21 protein-coding genes are annotated in these 22,304 nt (G+C 67.8%); 11 read left to right on the plus strand and 10 right to left on the minus strand.

Annotated features, from left to right (window positions below; genetic code table 11):
- Positions 1 to 524 precede the first annotated feature (524 nt).
- Entirely contained in the window at positions 525 to 815 is a 291-nt protein-coding gene (locus ACWDSJ_RS25490) for a hypothetical protein (protein WP_450034753.1), read from the minus strand.
- A 256-nt stretch (positions 816 to 1,071) separates the two neighbouring features.
- Complete coding sequence (locus ACWDSJ_RS25495; RefSeq protein ID WP_450034755.1) at positions 1,072 to 2,370, minus strand: aldehyde dehydrogenase family protein; 1,299 nt, start codon at positions 2,368 to 2,370, stop codon at positions 1,072 to 1,074.
- A 219-nt stretch (positions 2,371 to 2,589) separates the two neighbouring features.
- Between ACWDSJ_RS25495 and ACWDSJ_RS25500 the strand changes: the two genes are divergently transcribed.
- The 3 genes from ACWDSJ_RS25500 to ACWDSJ_RS25510 all read left to right on the plus strand — a co-directional run bounded on the left by ACWDSJ_RS25500 (position 2,590) and on the right by ACWDSJ_RS25510 (position 5,097).
- The gene (locus tag ACWDSJ_RS25500) at positions 2,590 to 3,639 is read left to right on the plus strand and encodes an AraC family transcriptional regulator (protein ID WP_450034756.1); all 1,050 of its coding nucleotides are present in this window, start codon (positions 2,590 to 2,592) and stop codon (positions 3,637 to 3,639) included.
- 54 nt (positions 3,640 to 3,693) lie between these two features.
- A complete protein-coding gene (locus ACWDSJ_RS25505) occupies positions 3,694 to 4,281 on the plus strand; it encodes an HdeD family acid-resistance protein (RefSeq protein WP_387369805.1) in 588 nt (195 codons plus the stop codon).
- A gap of 549 nt (positions 4,282 to 4,830) precedes the next feature.
- Positions 4,831 to 5,097 (plus strand): GlsB/YeaQ/YmgE family stress response membrane protein, encoded by a 267-nt coding sequence (locus ACWDSJ_RS25510; RefSeq protein WP_387369803.1) that lies wholly within the window; start codon positions 4,831 to 4,833, stop codon positions 5,095 to 5,097.
- A 197-nt stretch (positions 5,098 to 5,294) separates the two neighbouring features.
- Here ACWDSJ_RS25510 and ACWDSJ_RS25515 read toward each other — a convergent pair whose 3' ends face one another.
- From ACWDSJ_RS25515 to ACWDSJ_RS25530, 4 genes are all read right to left on the minus strand, one after another.
- Positions 5,295 to 6,806 carry an aldehyde dehydrogenase family protein gene (locus tag ACWDSJ_RS25515; RefSeq protein WP_387369801.1) on the minus strand — a complete coding sequence of 504 codons (1,512 nt, stop codon included), beginning with the start codon at positions 6,804 to 6,806 and terminating at the stop codon, positions 5,295 to 5,297.
- Positions 6,803 to 8,434, minus strand: coding sequence for a GMC family oxidoreductase (locus ACWDSJ_RS25520; protein ID WP_450034758.1), 1,632 nt, complete (start codon positions 8,432 to 8,434; stop codon positions 6,803 to 6,805). The genes ACWDSJ_RS25515 and ACWDSJ_RS25520 overlap by 4 nt, the downstream gene beginning before the upstream one ends.
- Positions 8,435 to 8,951: 517 nt before the next feature.
- A complete protein-coding gene (locus ACWDSJ_RS25525; RefSeq protein ID WP_450034759.1) occupies positions 8,952 to 9,917 on the minus strand; it encodes a helix-turn-helix domain-containing protein in 966 nt (321 codons plus the stop codon).
- Between the two features lie 23 nt (positions 9,918 to 9,940).
- On the minus strand, positions 9,941 to 10,132 hold the full coding sequence (locus ACWDSJ_RS25530; protein ID WP_450034761.1) for a hypothetical protein: 192 nt from the start codon (positions 10,130 to 10,132) through the stop codon (positions 9,941 to 9,943).
- A gap of 141 nt (positions 10,133 to 10,273) precedes the next feature.
- On the opposite strand from ACWDSJ_RS25530, the gene ACWDSJ_RS25535 reads away from it, so the two are divergent.
- Entirely contained in the window at positions 10,274 to 11,122 is an 849-nt protein-coding gene (locus ACWDSJ_RS25535) for an alpha/beta hydrolase (protein ID WP_450034762.1), read from the plus strand.
- Here the strand turns inward: ACWDSJ_RS25535 and ACWDSJ_RS25540 are convergent.
- Positions 11,119 to 12,282 (minus strand): XRE family transcriptional regulator, encoded by a 1,164-nt coding sequence (locus ACWDSJ_RS25540; protein WP_450034764.1) that lies wholly within the window; start codon positions 12,280 to 12,282, stop codon positions 11,119 to 11,121. The two genes, ACWDSJ_RS25535 and ACWDSJ_RS25540, sit on opposite strands and share 4 nt — an antisense overlap.
- 425 nt (positions 12,283 to 12,707) lie before the next feature.
- Between ACWDSJ_RS25540 and ACWDSJ_RS25545 the strand changes: the two genes are divergently transcribed.
- Both ACWDSJ_RS25545 and ACWDSJ_RS25550 read left to right on the plus strand, forming a co-directional pair.
- Positions 12,708 to 13,736, plus strand: coding sequence for a hypothetical protein (locus ACWDSJ_RS25545; RefSeq protein WP_450034765.1), 1,029 nt, complete (start codon positions 12,708 to 12,710; stop codon positions 13,734 to 13,736).
- Positions 13,737 to 13,984: 248 nt separating this feature from the next.
- Positions 13,985 to 14,314 (plus strand): hypothetical protein, encoded by a 330-nt coding sequence (locus tag ACWDSJ_RS25550; protein ID WP_450034767.1) that lies wholly within the window; start codon positions 13,985 to 13,987, stop codon positions 14,312 to 14,314.
- Positions 14,315 to 14,420: 106 nt separating this feature from the next.
- On the opposite strand, the gene ACWDSJ_RS25555 is transcribed toward ACWDSJ_RS25550, so the two are convergent.
- Positions 14,421 to 14,801, minus strand: a complete 381-nt coding sequence (locus ACWDSJ_RS25555; RefSeq protein ID WP_450034769.1) for a hypothetical protein — start codon at positions 14,799 to 14,801, stop codon at positions 14,421 to 14,423.
- 471 nt (positions 14,802 to 15,272) lie between these two features.
- Here ACWDSJ_RS25555 and ACWDSJ_RS25560 point away from each other — a divergent pair, with 471 nt between their 5' ends.
- From ACWDSJ_RS25560 to ACWDSJ_RS25580, 5 genes are read left to right on the plus strand one after another with little or no spacing between them, the layout of a single operon-like run.
- Positions 15,273 to 16,181, plus strand: a complete 909-nt coding sequence (locus ACWDSJ_RS25560; RefSeq protein WP_450034771.1) for an N-acetylglucosamine kinase — start codon at positions 15,273 to 15,275, stop codon at positions 16,179 to 16,181.
- Positions 16,182 to 16,241: 60 nt separating this feature from the next.
- Complete coding sequence (locus tag ACWDSJ_RS25565; protein ID WP_450034773.1) at positions 16,242 to 17,765, plus strand: sodium:solute symporter; 1,524 nt, start codon at positions 16,242 to 16,244, stop codon at positions 17,763 to 17,765.
- A gap of 3 nt (positions 17,766 to 17,768) precedes the next feature.
- Positions 17,769 to 18,626, plus strand: a complete 858-nt coding sequence (locus tag ACWDSJ_RS25570) for a MurR/RpiR family transcriptional regulator (protein ID WP_387369788.1) — start codon at positions 17,769 to 17,771, stop codon at positions 18,624 to 18,626.
- Positions 18,627 to 18,644: 18 nt separating this feature from the next.
- Positions 18,645 to 19,541: an N-acetylmuramic acid 6-phosphate etherase gene (gene murQ, locus ACWDSJ_RS25575; protein WP_450034775.1), complete on the plus strand. Its 897-nt coding sequence runs from the start codon at positions 18,645 to 18,647 to the stop codon at positions 19,539 to 19,541.
- 4 nt (positions 19,542 to 19,545) lie between these two features.
- Positions 19,546 to 20,361, plus strand: coding sequence for a hydrolase (locus ACWDSJ_RS25580; protein ID WP_450034777.1), 816 nt, complete (start codon positions 19,546 to 19,548; stop codon positions 20,359 to 20,361).
- A 60-nt stretch (positions 20,362 to 20,421) separates the two neighbouring features.
- Here the strand turns inward: ACWDSJ_RS25580 and ACWDSJ_RS25585 are convergent, their stop codons facing one another.
- Both ACWDSJ_RS25585 and ACWDSJ_RS25590 read right to left on the minus strand, forming a co-directional pair.
- Entirely contained in the window at positions 20,422 to 21,669 is a 1,248-nt protein-coding gene (locus tag ACWDSJ_RS25585; RefSeq protein WP_450034778.1) for a hypothetical protein, read from the minus strand.
- A 255-nt stretch (positions 21,670 to 21,924) separates the two neighbouring features.
- A complete protein-coding gene (locus ACWDSJ_RS25590) occupies positions 21,925 to 22,281 on the minus strand; it encodes a hypothetical protein (protein ID WP_450034780.1) in 357 nt (118 codons plus the stop codon).
- Positions 22,282 to 22,304: the final 23 nt, after the last annotated feature.

A 22,304-nucleotide genomic window follows, 5' to 3' on the forward strand; every position in this document is an offset into this window, starting at 1 on the left:
CCGCGCGTACAGCCAAGCGGCCCGGCTCGCAACCAACATCCGCGAAGGTGTTCACGCGGAGCCGCATGGACGCCATGTTCGACGAGCCGCGCGTACAGCCAAGCGGCTCGCAACCAGCGGCTGCGAGGGTGTTCACGCCGAGCCGCGGGACGCGATCTCCGACGAGCCGCGCGAACAGCCAAGCGGCCCGGCTCGCAACCAACATCCGCGAAGGTGTTCACGCGGAGCCGCGTGGACGCCATGTCCGACGAGCCGCGCGTAGGGCCGGGCGGCGCGGCCCGCAACCAGCATCCGTGGGGCCGCTCACGCGGGGCCGACTCCGCCCCCGTGCAGCGCGCCGGGCCGGTCCCGCGGTGGCGATCCCCGTCGTAAACCTGCCCGGCCCCGATACCGACAAGTGGGTGCGCGCCACGCTGGCCGAGGAAGGGAACGCCACCTCTGTGCCGGACCGTTGCCGCATGGACGCATTGAACCTGAGGCGCACGCGTGGTGCCGCCGCGGTGCTGACCCGTGGGAACCAGCGGTCAGCGCGGGTGCAGTCGGCCCGCGGCGACCAGGACGCGGTACGCCGCGGCCTTGCGTTCGCAGGCGGCCACCGTGCAGTCGAGGTGTTGTTGCATGGTGCGGTGGGCCTCGGGAAGGGCGAGGGGGTGGTCGGGGGCGGCGTGCGGAGTGGTGGATTCGGCGAGGATGCGGTCGCTGATCTCGGCCACGGTGCGGCCGTGGAGACCGGGTCGCGGGCGTACGGTCAGGACCACGACGGTCGACGCGGCGACGACGAGCATCGTCAGCGCGAAAACCTGCCAGGCACCCATTCTTCCACCTCCGGAGACTAAACCGCTTCTGTCGCTGGGACTTACGCGAAGATCGGGGAAGCGAAACCCCTTCTGCCATAGGGGCTTACGCGAGGATCGGGGAAACGAAACCCCTTCTTTCATAGGGACTTACGTCAAGGTGGGAGAAACGAAACACCCTCTTTCGTAGGAACTTACGCGAGTATCGGAGTCGAACCGCTTCTGTCACAGGGTCTTACATAAAAGTCAGGGGACTAACCGCTTCTGCCACAAGGCTTTACGCAAAAATCGGGGGAACCAGATGGACGGCGACATCGTTGTGCCCGACACGAGCGGCAAGCAGTCGGCCCGCGACATACGCCGCGACCGCTTCGTCGGCGGTCCACACGCTGACCGACGGCCCGCACGTCTCGTTGGCGGCGGACACGGCCCGCTCGACGTCGGCGACCCGGACGACCGGCAGGATCGGGCCGAGGGTCTGCCGGGTCAGCACCTGCGCGCCCGGCGCGACATCGGTGAGCACGGTGGGCGCGAAACGTTGTCCGGCCCCGGCGCCGCCCGTGCGCACGGTCGCGCCGCGAGCGAGGGCGTCGCGCACCTGTTCGCCGAGTTGTTCCACGTGGGCGGCCGAGATCAGCACCTCCGCACCGGTGTCGTCGGGCTCGTCCGCGCCGAACGCGAGCACCTCGGCGGTCAGCCGTTCGACGAATTCGTCGTACACAGAGGCCGCGACATACACCCGCTCGACGCTGTGACAGTTCTGCCCGGATTCGGCCAATCCGCCCAAAGCGATTCCCACCGCGGCACATTCGAGATCCGCGTCGGAAAGCACGATCGCCGAGGATTTGCCACCGATATCCAAACGGCACGGAATAAGCCTGGCGGCGGCACGCAACGCGACGATCTTGCCCGACTCCGGCGAACCGGTGAAATGCACCGAGTCGACCGTGTCCACGATCGCGGGACCGGCCTCGGGACCGACCGCGAACGCCAGCACCGGCGGCGCGCCGACCGCGGCCCAGCCGTCGAGCACGGCCCGGGTGGTCAGCGGCGTCGCCGTCGAGGGCCGCACCACCACAGCCGATCCGGACAGCAGCGCGGGCACCGCGGCGAACAGCGCGGTCGCCAGCGGATAGGACCATCCGGCCAGCACCCCGGTCACCGCGCACGGCCGATGCGCCAGCGCCAGACTCGGCGCGGCGTTCGGCACCCCGGGCGGGCGCGTCCACTGCGCGCCGAGGAAGTCGGCGCCGTGCGTGCGGTGATAGTCGACCGCGTCGATGGCCAGCCGGAACTCGCGCACGACCGCCGCGGCCGAGCGGCCGGTCTCGGCGGCGAGGAGTTCCACCAGATGATCGCGGTTGTCCAGCAACCAGTCCCGGAATCGGGTCAGCCAGTGCACCCGGCCCACGACACCCGATGAGCGCCAAGGGGGTTGGTCGCCGCGCAGCCGATCCACCAGCGCGTGCACGGCGGCCGCGGGGTACGGCGAGACGACGCCCAGCGGGCGGCCGTCCACGGGAGCGGAGACGGTGATGGCGGGGGAACTGGCGAAATTCGAACGAGCGGACAGCATTCGGGGCTCACTCCGGCGCGTCGATGATTCAGTTGAACCGCACCGCGACCGCGCAGCACCCGGACGAAGTGGACGAAAGCCCGGGTGGAATGGGGTCGCCGATCGCGATGCGGCATGAGAGAAACCGTATGGCTAACTCCGTCGGGCGACCAGTGCGCATTGGGCCACAAATCGGCGAATATGGGACGCGCGGGCACCCGATTCTGCGACGATTTCCGTGTGGACGATGACAGAGCAACGGACGAGCCGCTCCGACTCCGCTCCATCGCCGGTGCGGCCCTGCTGGCCGACTTCGCCGAGACCCGCGGAATGTCGATGCCGGATGTGTTGCGCGACACCGGAATCGGAGTCGAACAACTGCGCGATCCCACCTCCGAGCTCACGCTCGGTCAGGAGATCACGTTGACCCGCAACGTCGTTCGCGGCGTCGACGACGAACCCGGTCTGGGCCTGATGGCCGGACTGCTCTGTCACGCACCGAACTTCGGTGTGCTCGGCTTCGCGGTGATGAGCTGCGCGACGCTGCGCCAGGCGGTCGAGGTCGGCCTGCGCTACGCCGATCTGTCCTCGACCCTCGGCCGGCACTGGATCGAGAGCCACGGCGACGAGGTGTGGGTGCTGCGCGAGGACCGGTTCATCCCCGAGGATCTGCGCCGGTTCGTGCTCGAACGGGATGTGGCCGCGGTGGCCACCATTCAGCAGGACCTGCTGCCCTCGCGCATCCCCACCAAACGGGTGGAGCTGTCGATCAGCGCGCATCCCATCTACGAGATGTTCGGCACGCTGCTGGCCGTCGACACGATCGTGTTCGACCGGGACCGCTCGCTCATGATCTGGGACGCGAGCACGCTGAATATGCCACTGCCGCAAGCGAATCCGTCCACGCAGCGGTATTACGAACAGCAGTGCGCGGACCTGATCCAGCATCGGCGCGGCCGGGCGGGGGTGAGCGGGCGGGTGCGGCAGTTGCTGATCCGCCGCGGCGGGCTGGCCGATCAGGCGCGCATCGCCGCCGATCTGGACATCAGCGTCCGCACGCTGCGCCGCCGACTCGCCGACGAGGGCACCACGTTCCGCGAACTCAGCAACGAGACAGTCGGCATGCTCGCCGAGGAACTGCTGGTCGCCGGGCTGACCGTCGAGCATGTGGCCGAGCGGCTGGGATATTCCAGCGTCTCGGCGTTCACCGCCGCGTTCCGGGCCTGGAAAGGTCAGCCGCCCGGCCAGTTCGCGCGCGCCAATAGGGGTAGGGCCACCGCGCGCGTGTAACGAACACGACCGAGATGTCCCGATCTTTCGGCGCGGGAGTCCTATTCTTCGAGGATGGCAACCAGCGATAGCGTTTACGAGGGTCCGCTGCACCAGCTGGCTCGCAGTGCGTGGCAGTCGTTGCTGGTCATCGGCATTCTGTCGGTGATCGTCGGCATTCTGGTGCTGGCCTGGCCGGGGCCGACACTGGTCGTGGCGGGCATCCTGTTCGGGATCTACCTGTTGGTCTCGGGCATTCTGCAATTGGTCGCGGCGTTCGGGCCGCACGTGAGCACGGGCTGGCGGGTGTTGACACTCATCAGCGGTGTGCTGTCCTTCATCCTGGCGTTCTTCTGTTTCCGCAGCATCGGCGACGCGCTGGTGCTGCTGGCGTTGTGGATCGGCATCAGCTGGATGTTCCGCGGCATCACGGCCCTGATCGCCGGGGCCGAGGGCGCGCCGGGCCAGACCGGACGCGGATGGTCGATCTTCCTCGGCGTCATGCTCATCATCGGCGGCATCGCCCTGGTGGTATGGCCCATCCACTCCATCGCCGCGCTCACCTTGGTGGTGGGGTGGTGGTTGATCTTCATCGGTGTGATGGACGTGGTGTACGCCTTCGGCGTGCGGTCGGCCGCTCGGAACGCTCCGCAGAACGTTTGAGTCGGATCTGTTCGATCGCGCCCCGGGCCTTGGGTCCGGGGCGCGGTCGTTTTGGGCTTCGGGGCGAATTCCAGGTACCTCCGCACCCGAGGCGAGACCGTTCGGGGTGCAGCTCGACTCGCGGCCGAATCCTCGAGACCCGCGCGCCCCAGGCGAGACCGTCCGGCGCACGGCCCGACTCGCGGCCGATTCTCGAGACCTATGCGCCCGAGGCGAGACCACCCGGGGCACAGCACGACTCGCGGGCAATTCTCGAGACTCTCGCGCCCGAGGCGAGACCAACCGGGCACGGCTCGACTCGCGGGCGGGTTCCGTGGGCCGGGCGTTCAGGCGCGATCGCCTTCCGGGTGAAGTCATCTGGCTCAGGGTCCATCAGCAGTGTCCATGGGGCTTCGGTCCGACGGCGGAGGCGACGGCCGGGGTCGGCGGTGTGGTGTTCCGGCGGGTCCTCGGTGATTCGAGAACGACTGCGACACAAACACACCGGGGGTCCGGTAGTCCTGCTACCTTCGGTATGCCCGAATCCGCCTGCCTCGAGGAGCGAACGTCATGGGCAGCATCATCGTGATGATCATCATCGGACTCATAGCGGGAGCGTTGGCCCGCCTGATCGTCCCCGGCAAAGAGGACTTCGGCATCCTCTGGACGATCGTCCTCGGCATCGTCGGCGGCTACGTCGGCGGCACCCTGGGCAGCCTCGTCTTCGCCCCCCACAAATTTGACGTCCGCCCACCGGTCAACCACGCCATCCTCGGCGCGATCATCGGCGCGGTCATCCTCCTGGTGATCTACAAGGCCGTCCGCGCCCGAGTCTGACCGCCACCTCCAGGTACACCAACCCAGCCGCACCTTTTATTCGCCGTCGCACACCTTGCAAGGTGTGCAGATGGGAATAAGGGGTGCGGCTGTGTTGCCGCACCACTCATGTCCTCGTGCACGACGCGGCACGCCTTCGAGAGTCGCCCTTGTTCCCCCGCCGAGGCCGCCTGGCGGCCGAGGTGGGGACACCGCGCTCACCCTCCGAAGTAGCGCTTGCCGTGGAGGATTGTCATCGCCTTCTCGATCAACGCGTCGGTTTTGGGGGTGCGGTCGAAGGTGGTCAGTTTCATCAACGGGCCGAAGCGTTGGCGGGCTACGGCGTGGGCGAAGGTGAACTCGCGCAAGCCGTCCGGGCCGTGGATGCGGCCGAAACCGGAGTCGCCGACGCCGCCGAACGGCAGGGAGGCGATCTGGGGGAAGTTGAAGACGGCGTTCACGCTGACCATGCCGACGCGCAGTCGCTCGGCCAGTTCCTTGCCGCGGGCCTTGGAGTACACCGCGGCCGACAGGCCGTAGCGGCTGGCGTTGGCCCGCTCGATCGCGGCGTCCATGTCGTCGACGGCCGCGACCGTGAGCGTCGGCCCGAAGGTCTCCTCGGTGACGGCGAGCGCGTCCTCGGGCACGTCCACCAGCACCGTCGGCTGCACCACTTGGCCGAGGATCTCGCCGATGCCGCCGGTCAGCACCCGGCCCCCGCGCACGATGGCGTCCTCGAGATGACGCCGAATCACATTGACCTGCTTGGGCATCGTGATGGGGCCGATGGGCGCCTCGGCATCGATGCCCGCCCGCAGCGAGCGCGACCGGGTCACCAGCCGATCCACGAACTCCTCGTACACCGCCCGATGCACGTAGACGCGTTCGGTCGCGACACAGGATTGTCCGGCATTCGACATCCCCGCCCACACCGCCGCCTCCACGGCGTCGTCCAGATCCGCGTCGGCGTCCACGAGCAGCACATCCTTGCCGCCGCATTCGGCGACCATAGGCGTGAGCGATTCCGCGCACACGGCCATGACCCGCTTGGCCGTCTCGGTCGACCCGGTGAACGCGACCTTGTCCACCCCGGCTCGGCACAACGCGGCCCCGGTCGCGCCGTCCCCGGTGAGCAGTTGCAGCACCGGCTGTTCGGGCACCACCTCCGCGAACATGTCCACCAGCCATTTCCCGACGCCGGGACTGAACTCGCTCGGCTTGAACACCACCGCGTTCCCGGCGGCCAGCGCGTAGACGATCGATCCCAGCGGCGTGAACACCGGATAGTTCCAAGGGCCGATCACCGCGATGACGCCCAGCGGCTTGTACTCCACCGAGGCGGCCTGATCGAAGGTCAGCAAGCCCACCCGAGAACCCTTGCGCCCCAAGACCTTCTCGGCATTGCGCCCGGCCCACTTCAGATGTTCCAACGCCAGCGCCGGTTCCAGCGCCGCGTCCGAATACGGCTTACCGGTCTCGTCGTGGATGAGCGCCCCGATCTGCCCCAACCGCCGAGCCAGCACCCCGGCATACCGCGAAAGCCGTTCGGCCCGTTCGCGATAGCCGATCCCGGACCACCAGACGAACGCGGTGCGCGCCCGCTCGACGGCGGCGAGCGCGTCCTCGGCCGTGTGCACCGGATAGGTGCCGACCAGATCGCCGGTCCCCGGATTGCGCACCTCGAAGGTGGAATGCGTAGCGGCGGAACGTGTTTCGCTGGTGGTGGTCATCGACCGGCCTCCTTCGCGGCGGGGACGGCCGCGATACCGGTATCGCGGCCACGAATCAGATCGGCGGCCTTCTCCCCGATCATGACGACGGGTGCGTTGGTGTTGCCGCGCGGGATCCGCGGCATGACCGAGGCGTCCACCACCCGCAGGCCCTCGACCCCGTGCACGCGCAGTTCCGGATCGACCACCGCCGTCTCCCCGGTGCCCATGGCGCAGGTGCCGACCGGATGGAACAGCGTCTGGGTCCAGCGCTCGATGTGCGCGCGCAGCCGGTCCTCGTTCAGCGCGTCGAGGGCCTCGGGCAGGAACGGGCGGGCCAGGTACTTCGCCAGCGGCTGCCGGTGCGCGATGTCGACGAGGATCCGGATCCCGGCCACCAGGGTGTCCATGTCCCGGGGGTCGGACAGGTAGGCCGGGTCGATCTCCGGTTTCCACAGCGGATCGGCCGACCGCAACCGCAGCCGTCCCCGGCTGTGCACCTGGACCAGGGTGGCTCCGGCCGTGAACGCCGGGGCCTGGTTCTCGTGAAATCCGTTGTCGTAGAAGGCCGTTGGCGCGACGTGGAACTGCATGTCCGGCGCGGGCAACGCCGGATCGGTGCGGGTGAAACCGCCGCCCTCGCCGACATTGGAGACCAGCGGCCCGCGCCGCAGCGCCTGCCACTGCGCCAGCCGGGCGGGCGTCTCGAACTGGGCCAGGTCGGTGGTGTCGCGGGTGTGCCAGAGCACCGGGGTGACCGGATGGTCGTGCAGGTTCTCCCCCACCCCGGGCAGGTCGGCGACCACGTCGATCCCGTACTCGCGCAGTTGCGCACCCGGACCCACCCCGGACAACAGCAGTAGCTGGGGTGAGTTCACGGCTCCGCCGCAGAGCAGCACCTCGGCCTCGGCGAAAACCGTGTGTTCTCCCGTACCGTTCCGGTACTCGACGCCGACCGCGCGGGTGCCCTCGAACCGGATGCGGGTCGCGTGCGCGCGGGTGCGCACGGTGAGATTGGGACGCGACAGCACCGGACGCAGATAGCCGTCCGCGGTGGACCACCGCCGACCCCGCTTGTGGGTCACCTGGTAGCGGCCCACGCCGTCCTGCTCGGCGCCGTTGAAGTCGTCGGTGCGCGGCAGCCCGGCGGCCGCCGCGGCGGACACCCAGGCGTCGGTCAACTCGTGCGCGTAGCGCAGGTTCTCGACGTGCAGCGGGCCGTCGGTGCCGTGGTACGGCGAGCGCAGCCCGGTGTTGGTCTCCGCCCGCACGAAGTAGGGCAGCACATCCTCGTAGGTCCATCCGACCGCGCCGAAGTCCCGCCGCCAGTCGTCGTAGTCGGCGCGATTGCCGCGGATGTAGATCATGGCGTTCATCGACGAGCATCCGCCGAGCGCCTTCATCCGCGGCCAGTACGACCGCTGTCCGCCGAGATGTTTCTGGGGGGTGGTCTCGTAGCGCCAATCCCATTGCGTCCGAATGAGTTTCCCCCACGCGGCGGGAATGTGGATCTCGTCGGCGTCGTCGGCGGGCCCGGCCTCGAGCAGCAGCACGCTGACCGACGAGTCCTCGGTGAGCCGGTTGGCGAGCACGCACCCCGCGCTGCCCGCCCCCACGACGACGTAGTCGAACGATTTCCGGTCGGTCATCACGAGCTCCAATGCAGTCGAACGGGGTCGGCTCCATTGTCCCGCCCGGGGCGGGTGGGTTCGCTCGATTCGTCAGATAGGCGGAGGGGGAAGATCTCCGGGGGCCGTCCCCGCCGCCTCGTCGTCGTCGCGCGCCAGCATGGAGGTCATCCGTCCTCGTATCGGGAAACGACTGTTTCTCGAAGGTAGGATCCTGGGACGAGTGTCGGCCGGGGGCACATGCGCGAGGCGGCGACGAAGCGAACGTAGGCGGGGGTGCCCGCGGTCGTCGAGGCAATCGTGAACTTCTTCCTCGCCGACCCCGCCCGCGGCCGCTTCCTGTCCACCAGGACCTACGCCCACCCCGGCATCGCGCGCCGTCGCTCGGTTCGCGCGGAGGATTACGTGGAGTCCTTCGCCGAGGTACTGCGGGTGCATCAGCCACCCGATGCCTCCCCCGAAGGGTCGACCTCACCGAGCGGTTTCTGGTGGCGGGGTTCGGGGAGACGGTGGCGGCTTGGATTCGGGATCCTGAGGGTTATCCGCGAGATGAGTTCGTGCGGGATAATGTGGGGTTGTTCTTGGCGAGTTTGGTTGCGGTGGAGCGGGTCTCATTCGGAGAGGGTTGATCGCAGCTCAGGATCAATGCGCTGGAGTCGCTTTCACTCAGCGCCACTCGACGAAGTTCAGTGAGGACGGACCGGTAGCGGCGGACTTCGGCGGCACGTTCCAGATACAGATCTCCGACGTATCCCTCGACGTGGACGATAGGCGGCTCAGTGAGCTTCGATTGGATTCGCATCGGGAATTCGAGAAAGGTGAACGAGCCCGCCACGGCTCCGATCTGGCTGGGGGCGTCGAGGGGGACCACACGTACCGACACATTGGGTCGCTGAGCGACCTCCATCAGATACCGACGTTGTTCACTCATCACGGCCGGGCCCCCCAATTGGGCACGGACAACGGCCTCGCACAACAGAATCTCAACGGTGAAGCCGGGATGCTCGAGCCGTTTCTGCCGCGCCATCGACTTTTCGATTCGTTTCTCGATCTCCTCGGTCGGGTGGTTGGGGCACAGCGCCCACTCGATCGTGCGCCGATAGTCCGGCGTCTGCACGATCTCCGGCACGAGCATCACTTGCCAGACCGTCAGTTGCGTGGCGGCCTTCTCGAGTGACGCGCGATGATCGAAGCCGTTCGAGCCCACATCGGCATGCGCCCGCCACCAACGTCCCCCATGCGCCGCGATCGACCGAACCTCTTGTGCCAGCGTGAGAATGACCAGACGTTTCTCATGCGTCACGCCATAGCGGTCGCACAGCGTGTTCATGTACAGGTCGGTGGCCGAACGCTGCGACAGTCCCTCCTCCAACCGGCCCATGGTCTCCGGCGAAATTCCGAGCCAGCGAGCAGCCTGCGCCTGACTGATGTCGGCCCGTTCTCGCAACTCACGCAGCTCTCGACCGAGCGCGCGGATTGCCAGCGTGGAACCCTCGGCCACCATATCGTTTCCTTTCGTTCGAAGTATCAGTGCCACAACCGAGCGCACGGCAACTGCGGGAGATCCTCGGTCACGAATTCATCGACGGTCACCGAGACGCCGAAGGTTCCCCGGCTCAACTGTTCGGCAACGCTCCGCGCCTGTGCGGGACATGCGCGATAGTCCAGAGTCAGAGCGCCGCTTTCGATATGAATGTGACATGCCTGTTGCCCGATCATCGTTGCCTCCCTGGGCATTTCGTCGATGAAACGTCGCCTTCGGGTAGAAGCTTGATATCGGGCCACGCGAGAAGCCATACCGCCTCAGCACGGCACCATATGCACGCGACGCATGCCCGCTCGGTACCTAGATTCCCGCCATTGCCCGGCACGATCTGCTTCACTGGGATCGTGCCTCCGCTCAGCAGCGCCACCACCTTTCGAACTCTCGACGGCCTGCGCCTTTCCGGAACCCTCGTCTTCCCTTCGCGGCATCGATCTTCGGCGGCGGTATTGGTGCATGGCGGCGGCGTGACCAGGGAAGAGGGCGGCTTCTTCACTCGCTTGGCGGAGGGACTGGCCGACAGTGGGGTCGCTTCGCTCCGCTACGACCTCCGTGGCCACGGGGAGAGCGAAGGCCGGCCGGAGGAATCGTCACTTGCCGCGCACCTCAACGACATTCGAGTCGCAATCGCGCATCTGTGCCTCGAGACGGATGTATCGGCGATCCATCTCATCGGCACCAGTTTCGGCGGTGGTCTGGCCGCCTACTACGCCGCCAAACGGCCCAGCGAGTTGGAACGGCTCGTGCTCCTGAATCCACAGCTCGACTACAAGGACCGTTACATCGACCAGAAGCCGCACTGGGACGGCGATCACCTGACCGAGGAGGCGGCGGCGTTACTCAAGAAACAACGGTATCTGGAACACCGCTACCCTGTCCTGCACAGCCGGGCATTCCTCAACGAAGTGTTCTGGATCCGACCCGATCAGGCAGTCGCCGAGATCGTTTCGCCCACGCTCATCGTGCAAGGCACAGCGGACACCTTCGTACCGGTGGAGTCCGCTCGAAAAGCGGCCGAACATCTGCGGGTGGAACACCGCCTGGTCGAAATCGAAGGTGCACAGCACGGATTCGCGGTCCACGACGATCCGCTGTACCTGAATCCCCAGAGCCAGAAGTGGCAAGCCTTCGTCATCGAGAGCGTGCGAGGCTGGCTGGCGAACTAGCCGTGGTCGGGCGACAAAGCCTCGCGTAATTCCCTCGGCCCTGGACGATGTCGCCATCGTTCCATCGCCTCGACCGCGCGCAGCAGTTCTTCTCTGGTACGAACGGATTGCTTCTCGGTGGCTCGGCGCATGGCGGCAAGCCCTTCGGCCGCAGCGCCATCCGGCTCGCCACTGAGCGCCAGGGCGGTGGCTCGCCGAGCACGAAAATAGCCTTCGTCGCGGCCCGACAAATCGGTGCTCTCGAGGACGGTCGCGAAGAGGGCGGCTGCCTTCGCGGGCTTCCCCGCTTCGAGGTAGCAGCTGGCCGCGCGTAACAGGTGGGTGTGGACATCGCCGCCTTCGGAACCGGACGGCCGCGCGGCGCGCAGCTCGTCGGCTTCGTCGAGCTTCCGCGCGATGACATCGAATGTCGCGCCCTGCATGGCCAAGCCGCGAGCTTCTTGTTGCACGACCTCCGCTCTGATGGTGATCGGAAGACGCCACGGGCCGCGGTCGGCCGCCTGTGCGAAGGTGAGCACACGGACGCTGTCGCGGTCGTCGTACGCCATCTGCGATTTTCTGAGAAGTACATAGCCCTGCATAGGCAGATCCCCTGCCTCCTGGGCCATTTCGATCGCACGGTCGTACCAGTATCCGGCAGCAAGAGGTCGCCGGAGGTCCCGGTAGAGCCAGCCGATGAACTCGGCGCCGTCGGCACCCAACGTCAGGAGCGACGGACGAGCATCGGGCTTCGCGTCTCCTGTCTGTCGTCGGGTAGCGGCCACGATGTTGAGCGCACGCGGAAGCGCGGCCGTTGGGCCGTGCGCGCCATCGATCCGTTTGCAGAGCGCCAGTTGCTCGCGCAGGAAGTCGACGATCGGGCCGTCGAAACAGCGGTAGGCATCAGCGAGCTTCGCTCCGATCTCACCGAAATCGCTATCTGACGAATCGTTTTCGGACCCGGTGAGTAACGAGTGCGCCAGCCGGATCTCCGACTCGTCGTCACGCTCGGGTGCCCTCGCCGCCTCGATGGCCGTCGACTTCGGCAGCGCGAACCACAACAGCTCGCCCGGAATCCGAAGGACTTCCGCCCAATGGACGAGTCGGGAAAGCTGTTCCGGCGCCGCTTTGTTCTCGACCCGACTGAGCTGAGCCTGCGTCATGCCGAGCCAGGTCGCCACCAACTCCTGTGACAACGGCCGCGAGTGCCAGGGATGTCGGCGGTAGACAGCGATGACACGACCGATATGCCTGCTTCGGAGCGCATCGCGCATCTGATCGGTCTGCCAGAATTCGCGCGGGACCCGAGGCGGGTGAGCCGTCTCCGCGCGAGACGCGGCATCACAAGCAGCGCAGGTGGTTTGGGCATTGTAACTACTGAGCCGGGTACCACAACGGATGCAATAGCGATGCGTTTTCGATCCCCGCGCCATAAATGCCCCCGAAGTCGGCTAGTGCACCCCTTTGCTCTGATCAGAGGGGACCGTATCAACATTGTTTTCCAAAGGCTATACGCCTTCCGTATAGGAGCAACAACCGCTACGAGCGACGTTTGAGGTGCGCGTTCTGTGTCGGTTGCCCGTGCATCCCGCTTGCCATACTGGTGGTGGAGTCGAACGAGGAGGCGGATGTGGACCGTCGCAACTTCCTACGGGCGGGCACCTTGGGGGCGGTGACGACGGCTGCCGGGGGCGCGGCCGCCGCCTCGACCTCCTCCGCTGGTGTTCGGATCGGCGCCGGGGACGTGGCCGAAATCGCGGCCGGTACCAACGAGATTCATGAGCTGGACCTTCTCGTCGGCGGTGATCGGCTGTGTCCGCTGGCGGCCAGCGGTGTGCGCTATGTTGAGCGATTGCTCGACACCGCCAGCTGCACCGAGGCGGTCGGGCGGTCGCTCCACAGCGCCGCCGCCGAGATGATGACGGCGGCGGGCTGGGTTCACTACGACGCGGGCCGCCTCGACAAGGCTCGCCGGTACTACGCGAGTGCGGTTCAGGCCGCCACGGCGGCGGGCGATGGCATCGCCACCGCCCATGCCCTCGGCAACGCCAGTTGTCTGCTGAGCGAATGGCACGGGGGCGTCGGCGCCGGAACCAACCAGGCCGTGCAATACGCACAGACCGCTTCCCGGGCCGCCATGAGCCACGGCGGGCCGAAACTGCGGTCGCTCATGGCGATTCGAGAAGCGGACGCCCTGGGCATGCATGATCCGCAGGCCAGCAAGTCACTCATCACCGATGCGCTGAGCCGCGCGCATCGCGCGTACGGGTCCACGCGCGGCATCGATCCGGAGTGGGTCTATCTCCCCGAGGCGCTACTCAGCGGAATGACGGGCATCGCCCACATGTATCTGGGTGAACACGCCGCCGCCTCCCGTGGCATCCGCGCGGCCATCGAGGGCTCGTCACCCTGGCCCCGCGAACAAGCCGAGTGGTACGTACAACTCGCCCGAAACCTGATCCGCGCGGGCGAGATCGCCGAGGGCTGCCGACTACTCACGGACAATTTCGCGCTCATCCGACACATCACCTCCACCCGAATCACCCACAAACTCGACGCCATGGCGACCGAGGTGCAGCCCCACGTGTCGGTGCCGGAAGTGGCGGAGTTCCTGGGGATGATGGCCAGGAACTGAGCCAGCCGCAGGTCGATCTGTGGAGTAATTCACGGAGGCTCTGTGCGCCCACTGTTGCCCGACCTCTGGCGGGGGGGGCATAGAGCTCGTGCATCTCAATTCGAATCACTCATCCCTCGAATATGACGCACGTCACAAAAGCCGCAGGGAACCAAACACACCATCCCTTGCGTCGAAGCGAGTGTCGGCAATTTTGAATTCCCCGGGGGGACTCGTCTCAAATGAACGTCGAGTAGAGGAATACAGCCATGCTCATTCGCAAATTCGCCACGTACGCCGCCTCCCTGGCGGCCACGGGCGCATTGCTCTGTGGGGCAACGGTGAATGCCTGGGCCGCACCGTTAGATGCCTCCCCTACGTCAAACACGCTGGCATCCAGCGTTTTCGATGATCACAAGACTTCCGTCGGCGCGGAGCCCCGGTTCATCGACGCACCGCCTCCGGAGCTCTTCAGCAGCAAAGAGGCCTGCGAAAACTGGATCACCTGGCGGGAATTCACCCACCCGTGGGAGGTAGGCCAGTGGCGCTGCACCGAGGTCGGGCCCAATGGGGTGACATCCCTTTACAATAGGGCTTGATCGATCAGGCTGAGGCCGTGGGTGGTGGATCTACCCATCCCGCCGGGGCATTCGGCAGAATCCGGCGGGATGGGCCATCGATCGACGGGCGCGCCTTCCGGGCAAACTAGGACTGCGTTCGGTAGAACATCTCCTTGGGCTGGCCGTCGAAATCGGCGGGCGGCTCTTTCGGCAGGCTATCGGGTCGTTTTGCCAGCTTCGTGTATTCGGCCGCGGGCATGAGTTCGATGTGCACGCGGGCTTCGGGATCCCAGGCCAGGCCGCCCGCCGCCTCGAATGCCTGGAATATCTCGAGGACCTGATCGGGATCATTTAATCCGAGGATGGCACGAGCGTTTTCGATGGTGGCGGTCATCTCGCCGCCGTTGTACATCCGGACCCGGAACGGTGAGGCGTAGAGCTCGGCTCGCACGGCATCCTTTTCGGCGTCGTCGGCGGCGGCAATCCGTGAATTGTATTCCCATACCGGGATTTTCGGCTCAGTCACCACAGCCCTCCCTTCCGAACGTTTCGGGTCGATCCTACCGCGACCCGAAGGGGCCAGCGTCTTGTCCGGCACGATACTGACCAACCCAGCCCCCTCCCGGTGCACCGGCCGCAACACCCCCACCCACCAAAAGTCGGCTCTTCGAACGATTTACACCGGAACTATCCGAGGCCATAGTCGACACATGGCCCGCTCGACCGTGCCGCGCTCCACGTTGTGTGTGAACCCGATTGTCAGACACCACGTAGCAATCTCGGTCGAATGGCCTGTCCAGCCGGTGCCGGGAGCGGATCTCGAGTATCGTGCTGGCGGTGTTGATCGCGTTAGGGGCGGTGTTCGCCCGCTGGGGGGTAGTACCGGATGGTTCGTGACGAACTCGGGGGCGAGGGGGCCGAAAGCGGGGGCAGGCGGGGCGAATCGGACGCTCGGCTATCGGCTGGCGATCCGCCCTCCGGGCGGGCGGTGCTCGCTGTGGATCTGGGGAAGACGAGCTGTCGGAGTTCCCTGCGCGTCGGCGGGCGGGAGGTGCGGGCCACGACGGCGGCGGGGACGCGGGGGCTCGCCGATGCGGAGGGTGGGCCCGCGGCGTTTCGGGCGATCGAGCGGATCATCGCGGGAATCGACGGGGCGCCAACGGGTTTGACCGTGGCGGTGGGGGCGGCGGGGGCGTGGTCCGCGCCGACGGCGGCGGTGGAACTGGCCGATCGGCTGGTCGAACTTCCGGGCGTGGCGGCCGTCGCCGTCGCCTCCGACGCCGTCACCGCCCACGTCGGCGCGCTCGGCGGACATCCGGGGGTGGTATTGACCCTCGGCACCGGGGTGGTCGCCACGGTCGTCGGCACGGGCGGGGAACTCGTGCGGATCGACGGATGGGGTCCGTTTCTGGGCGACGAGGGCGGCGGGGCGTGGATCGGGTCGGCGGGGCTGCGCGCCGCGCTGCGGGCCTTCGACGGGCGCGGTCCGCACACCGTGCTGGCGGCCGAGGCGGTCGAGGAGTACGGCGTACCGCTCACCGAACTGCCGTATGTGCTGGGCCGCCACGACAATCCGCCCCTGCTCACCGCCCGGTTCGCCCCGGTCGTCGCGGCCGCCGCCGATACCGACGCCGTGGCCGCCGACATCATGACCACGGCCGTCGGCCATCTGACCGCCACCGTGCACGCCGCCGCCGAGCACTGCGACCTGGACCCCGTGCCGTGCGCGATCATCGGGGGTCTCACCAATCTCGGTGCGCCGCTGCTGAACCCGCTCGACACCGCCATCGCGCGGCGGGTGCAGCGCCGCGAACCGCTCGGCGCGCCCATCGACGGGGCCGCGCTGCTGGCGCTCGACACCGCGACCGCCGTGGAGAAATTGGTGATCCGGCGTGACAATTATTGACAGAACACATAGTTCAAATGAGAATTACCCAGCAGTCTGTTCTGCCACCGGGGAGTCACGATGAACGCACTCAATGTCGCCGTCATCGTCGTCTACCTCGTCGTGGTGGGCTGGATCGGGTTGCGGCGGTCGGGGCGGCAGCGGTCCAGCGGGGACTACTTCGTCGGCGAGGGCCGGATGCCGTGGTGGGCGGTGTGCTTCTCGGTGGTCGCCACCGAGACCAGCGTGCTCACCGTCATCTCCATCCCGGGCGGGGCGTACACCGATCAGGGCTTCGGGAATGTCGAACTGGCCCTGGGCTATATCGTCGGGCGCACGATCGTGGCCTTCGCGCTCATCCCGCTGTACAAGCGCGGCGGATTCGTCAGCGCCTACCAATACCTGCGGCTGCGGTTCGGGCGGTATCTCCAGGGCGTGGCGTCGGTGACCTTCGTGTTCACCCGGCTGCTCGCCGAGGGCGTGCGGCTGTTCGCCTCCGCGATCCCGCTGCACCTGTTGCTGGCCGAATTCGGGGTGCGGCTGGGCTACGACGTGATCATCGCGGCGCTGACGCTGGTGACCGTGCTCTACACCTACCTCGGCGGCATCAAGGCGGTCATCTGGACCGACGCGGTGCAGATGGGGCTGTACCTCGTCGGCGCGCTCATCGCGATCGGCGTGCTCACCGGGCACGTGGGCGCCGCCGGCTGGGCCGACGCCTATCACGCGGGCAAGTTCCGCGTCTTCGACACCGATTTCGCGCTCGGACACATCCTCACCAGCAGCTTCGCCCTGCCCACGGCGATCATCGGCGGCGCGCTGTTCTCGATGGCCTCGCACGGGTCGGATCAGCTCATCGTGCAACGCATCCTGGCCACCCGCTCGCTCGCCGACAGCCGCCGGGCCATGATCGGCTCCGGGGTCTTCGTCGCCGTGCAGTTCGCCGCCTTCTCCCTCGTCGGCGCGCTGCTGTGGGCCTACAACGGGGGCCGCACCCCCAAGGAACTCGGCCTGGCCACCGCCGACAACCTGTACCCGGACTTCATCCTGCACGGGCTGCCCGTCGTGATCTCGGGCCTGCTGGTCGCCGGAATCCTCGGCGCGGCGATGGGCTCATTGTCGGCGGCATTGAACTCGATGGCCAATTCGACCGTCGCCGATATCGTGCACAGTTTCTCGACCCGCGAGCTCCCCGACGCCACCATGCTGCGTCTGGCCCGCGTCATGACGCTGGTGTGGGCGGTGCTGATGGCCGTGTTCGCCATGGCCTTCAGCACCACCACCGGCAACGTCTACCTGACCGCGCTCGCCATCGCCGGATACACCTACGGCGCGCTGCTGGGCGCGTTCGTGCTGGGCCGATTCGTCAAGCGCGCCAACCAGATCGACGCCATCGCGGCGTTCGTGGCGACCGTGCTGGTGATGACGTTCGTGGTCCGGGTGATCAAGATCGAGGTCACCGTCGACGGGGTCGCCACGCACAAGGCGATCGCCGCGCAATGGCTGGTACCGATCGGGGTGGCGGTCACCCTCGCGGTGGGCGGGCTGGCCAGCCGACTGCATCCCGCTCCGACTCCCGCGCGACCCGTAGAGGCAAACTGGTGAACCATGGCTGAGGATGACGACGTCCGCACTCGCCTGTTGACGGCGATGCCGCGGCTGACGCCGACCGGATTGCGCGTGGCCCGCGTGATCCTGGACGACCCGCCCGGCGCCGCGCAGCTCACGGTGAACCAGCTCGCCGAGCGCGCCGACACCAGCACCTCCGCGGTGGTGCGCCTGGCCAAGACCCTGGGCTACGACGGCTATCCCCAGCTCCGCCTGGCCCTGGCCGCGGTCGGCGGCGAGGGCGGGACCCCGGTCTTCGCCACCGATATCGTCGCCGACGACCCGCTGGGCAAGGTGCTGCACAAGCTCAGCGCCTTCGAGACCGAGGGCATGGTGGCCACGGCGGATCTGGCCGATCCGGCGACCCTGACGGCGGTGGTGGAGTCGCTGGTCGCGGCCCGCCGGATCCAGTTGCTCGGCATCGGCGCGTCCGGGCTGGTCGCCACCGATCTGGAGCAGAAGCTCACCCGCATCGGAAAGTGGTGCCGGGCAAGCACTTCCGAGGACGACGCGCTGGTGCAGACCAGCCTGCTCGACGCCGACGACGTGGTGATCGCCTTCTCCCATTCGGGCGAGACCGCCGCGATCGTGGAGGCCGTGCGCCGCGTGGGCACCCGGGCCCGGACGGTCGCGGTCACCGCGAGCCCGCAGTCGCGGCTGGCCCGCGCGGCGACGCACGCGATCCTGGTCGCCGGGCGCGAGGACGGTTTCCGCTCGGCGGCCATGGCCAGCCGGATGAGTCAGCTGCTGGTGGTCGACGCGCTGTACATCGGTGTGCTGCAACGCACCCCGGCCGCGGGGCTGGCGCTGCGCCGCACCCACGACGCCGTGATCGACCGCCGGAGCAGAGAACCGTAGCCGAACCAGGAGGCCCCCTTGTCCGAGTTCGCCACCCTCGACACCGAGGCGACCGATCCGTCGACCGCGGACCTGGACACCATGCCGGTCGAACGGTTGCTGCGCACCATGAACGCCGCCGACGCCTCGGTGCCGGAGGCGGTGGCGGGCGCGATCCCGCGGATCGCGGCCGCGGTGGAGCGGATCGTCGCGGCCCGGCGCGCGGGCGGGCGAATGCTGTACGTGGGCGCGGGCACCAGCGGGCGGATCGGCGTGCTCGACGCCGCGGAGTGCGCGCCGACCTTCGGCACCGATCCGGGTGAGGTGGTCGGCGTGATCGCGGGCGGGCCCACCGCGCTGATCCGCTCGGTCGAGGGCGCCGAGGACGACGCCGAACTCGCGGTGCGCGATCTCGCGGCGATCGAGTTGCGCCCGGACGACGTGGTGATCGCGTTGGCCGCGAGCGGGCGCACGCCCTACGCGATCGGCGCGTTGCGGTACGCGCGGTCGGTCGGGTCGGGCACGGTCGCGATCTCCTGCAATCCGGACGCGGAGCTGAGCGAGCACGCCGACGTGGCGATCGAAATCCCCACGGGCCCAGAGGTTCTCACCGGTTCCACCCGGCTCAAGGCGGGCACCGCGCAGAAGCTGGTGTGCAATATGATCTCCACCGCGGTGATGGTCCGCTCCGGCAAGGTGTACGGCAATCTCATGGTCGATCTGCATCCGTCCAACACCAAGCTGCGCGACCGCGCGCTGCGCATCGTGGCCGAGGCGACCGGCGTCGACGCGGCGACGGCCGCGGCCCTGCTCGACGCGGCCGACGGCAACTCCAAGACGGCCATCGTCATGCAGCTCACCGGCTCCGACGCCGAACGGGCCCGGCGACTCCTGCGCGATGCCGACGGCTTCGTGCGGGACGCCGTGCGACAGTGAACCCATGACGTGGAAGATCTGTAGCACCTGCGCCGTCGAGCACGAGGAGGCGGCGCGCGTGTGCCGCATCTGCGCCGACGAACGGCAGTGGATGCCCGCCGACGGCCAGCACTGGAGCACGCTCGGCGACGTCGTCGCGGCCGGGCACCGGGTCCGGGTGGGCGAACTCGAACCCGACCTGTTCGGACTGACCGTCGAGCCGAAGTTCGGAATCGGCCAGCGCGCGCACCTGATTCGCACGCCCGCGGGGAATCTGCTGTGGGATCTGCCCGGGTCCGTCGACGACGCGGCCGTCGCGCGGGTGCGCGAACTGGGCGAGGTGGTGGCGATCGCGCCCAGCCACCCGCATCACTTCGGTCAGCAGATCGAGTGGAGCCGGGCGCTGGGCGGGGTACCGGTGCTGGTGGCCGAGGCGGACACCGAATGGATCGCCCGGCCCGATCCGGTGATTCGGCCGTGGTCGGGCCGGGTGGAGGTGGCGCCCGGCCTGACGCTGCGTCAGGTGGGCGGGCACTTCCCGGGCAGCGCGGTCGCGCACTGGGCGGCGGGTGCCGGGGGGCGCGGCGCGCTGTTCAGCGCCGACACCATCCAGGCCAATCCGGATCACACGTCGGTGACGTTCATGCGGAGCTATCCGAACCGAATCCCGTTGTCGGCCGGTGTGGTCGAGCGGGTGACCCGCACGGTGCTCGAGCTCGACTTCGACCGGCTCTACGACAATTTCGCGAATGTCGTGGACGCCGACGCCCGCGCGGTCATCCGCCGCTCGGCCGACCGCTACATCGGCTGGGTCCGTGGCGATTTCGACCATCTGACCTGATCAGAGCCCGAAAACGACTCCGGCCCTCGGCATTTCGCCGAGGGCCGGAGAGGGGGTCACCTATTCGTCGTCCCCGGCGCCGTTGGTCGCCCCGGCGCGCTGTTGCTTCTTGGCGCGGGCGCGGCGGCGTTCGGCACGCAGTTCGGCGAGCTCCTGTTCCAGGGTCTCCGCGATCCGGAACTGGCCCGTGTCATAGAGATTCGACGGGTCGTCGGCCTCGGCCTCCGCGCTCGGCTTGGGCTTCTTACCGCCCGTCTTCGGCGCGTCCTTCAGGTCCGACATCCAGCTCTTGGCCGACGAATTGTCCGCCGACGACGAGGATTTCGGCAGCCAGATATCGGGTTCGACCATGGGCTCGACGGTTTCGGCGTCGCGCACATCGGCCTTGCCGGGCTCGGCGGCGGCCTGCTGCTGTTGTTGCGGCTGCTCGCCGGGGGCCGTGGGCAGCGCGGGCAGCGGGGTGGACGGCCGGGTGTCCGGCGCGGCCTGGCGGATGAAGCTGACGAAGGTGGGCAGCGTGCGCCGGATCTGCTCGGCCGGATCGGGCAGGTCCTGCACCTGATCGGTGGCGCGGGCGATGGCCTGCCCGTAGCGGTTGCTGGCCGAATCGTGCACCAGCAGCGCGACACCGACCATGATCGGGGCGACCGCGTGCACGCCGACGTCGTACCACGAGCCGGAGCGCAGATACGGATAGGTGTTCAGGCCCACGGTCAAGGCCAGCAGCGCCAGTTCGGCGACGACGATCTGCCTGCGGCTCTCCAGGATTCCCCACTCGGAGACCTTGTTGGTGCCGATCATGATGATGACCAGACACACGCTGATCATGGCCTCGAGCAGGTAGCTGAACCAGTAGAGCGGGTCGGTGGGGCCGCCGGGCGCGATGTTGTGCTGGACGTTGACGGCAGACCACAGCATGCCAGCCATCACCACGCCCGCGAGGGCGCGCTGTGACCAGGCCCGATGCCGATACAGCGAGGCCAGCTTGGCATGTGGGCTGGACTCGCGCCGCTGCGCGGCGATCGCCTTTCGAGCCATCAGGAGATCTCGCATGTCGGCCTTCGCGATCTCTTCGGATGTCTGCCGTGCGCGATCGGACGCCGAGGCCGCCGCCTGCACGTTCTTCCAACGCTGTTCGCGTTCCTGTTCGCGAATCCGTTCGGCGAGTTCGCGTTCGGCCTTGAGCTCGTCCTCCGACAGCGCCTCGGTCAGCGACGGGTCGAACTGGAAGGCCATACGCCCGCGGGCCTTCTCGACCCGCCTCGCCAGCTGCGTGACCTCGTCTCCCATGGGGTGTTCGACGGTCACCTCGACCACCGCCCGGTGAGATGCGGTGGCACACACGTGATCACGGGTGGAAACGACACACGACATTAATAGTCGATTCGACCCGCGAGCGAAACTGCAGATTTGCCAAAACGCGTGTCGCGTCGGCGTGGCGCGCACGACACGCCGATAATGGCTCATTCAAACAGGCTGACCACCACGACAATTCACCATTTTCGGGATGTACTCAAACCTCACCATCCCGACACTCCCACGATGTGAGACGGACGCGGCCCGTCAGGCCGCCCGCGCGGCGGCCGACACCAGGGTGCGGAGCACGGCCTCGGGATCGTCCACGTCGACCACGAGCCGGGTCAGATCCGAACCGGACAGGTCGATGCGCACCGCGCGCCCGTCGAACAGGGTGTCCCAGAACTCCTTGCGGCCCTTGCCGCGGAAGGTGCCCGCGGCGATCACGCCCGGGAAGAACGTGCCCGGCGTGCGCACCCAGGGCGGACGCCGGTCCACCTCCGCGCGGCCGACCCCGGTGACCTCGCTCAGGTCGAAGGTGATCTGCTCGCGCAGGCCCAGGAAGCGGTGCGCGCCCAGCACGTGCACCGTCACCGTCGTGCCGGAGACCTCGATTTCGACCATCGTCCGCACCTCCTGTCGCCGAG

The organism is Nocardia sp. NPDC003482 (genome assembly GCF_053588115.1).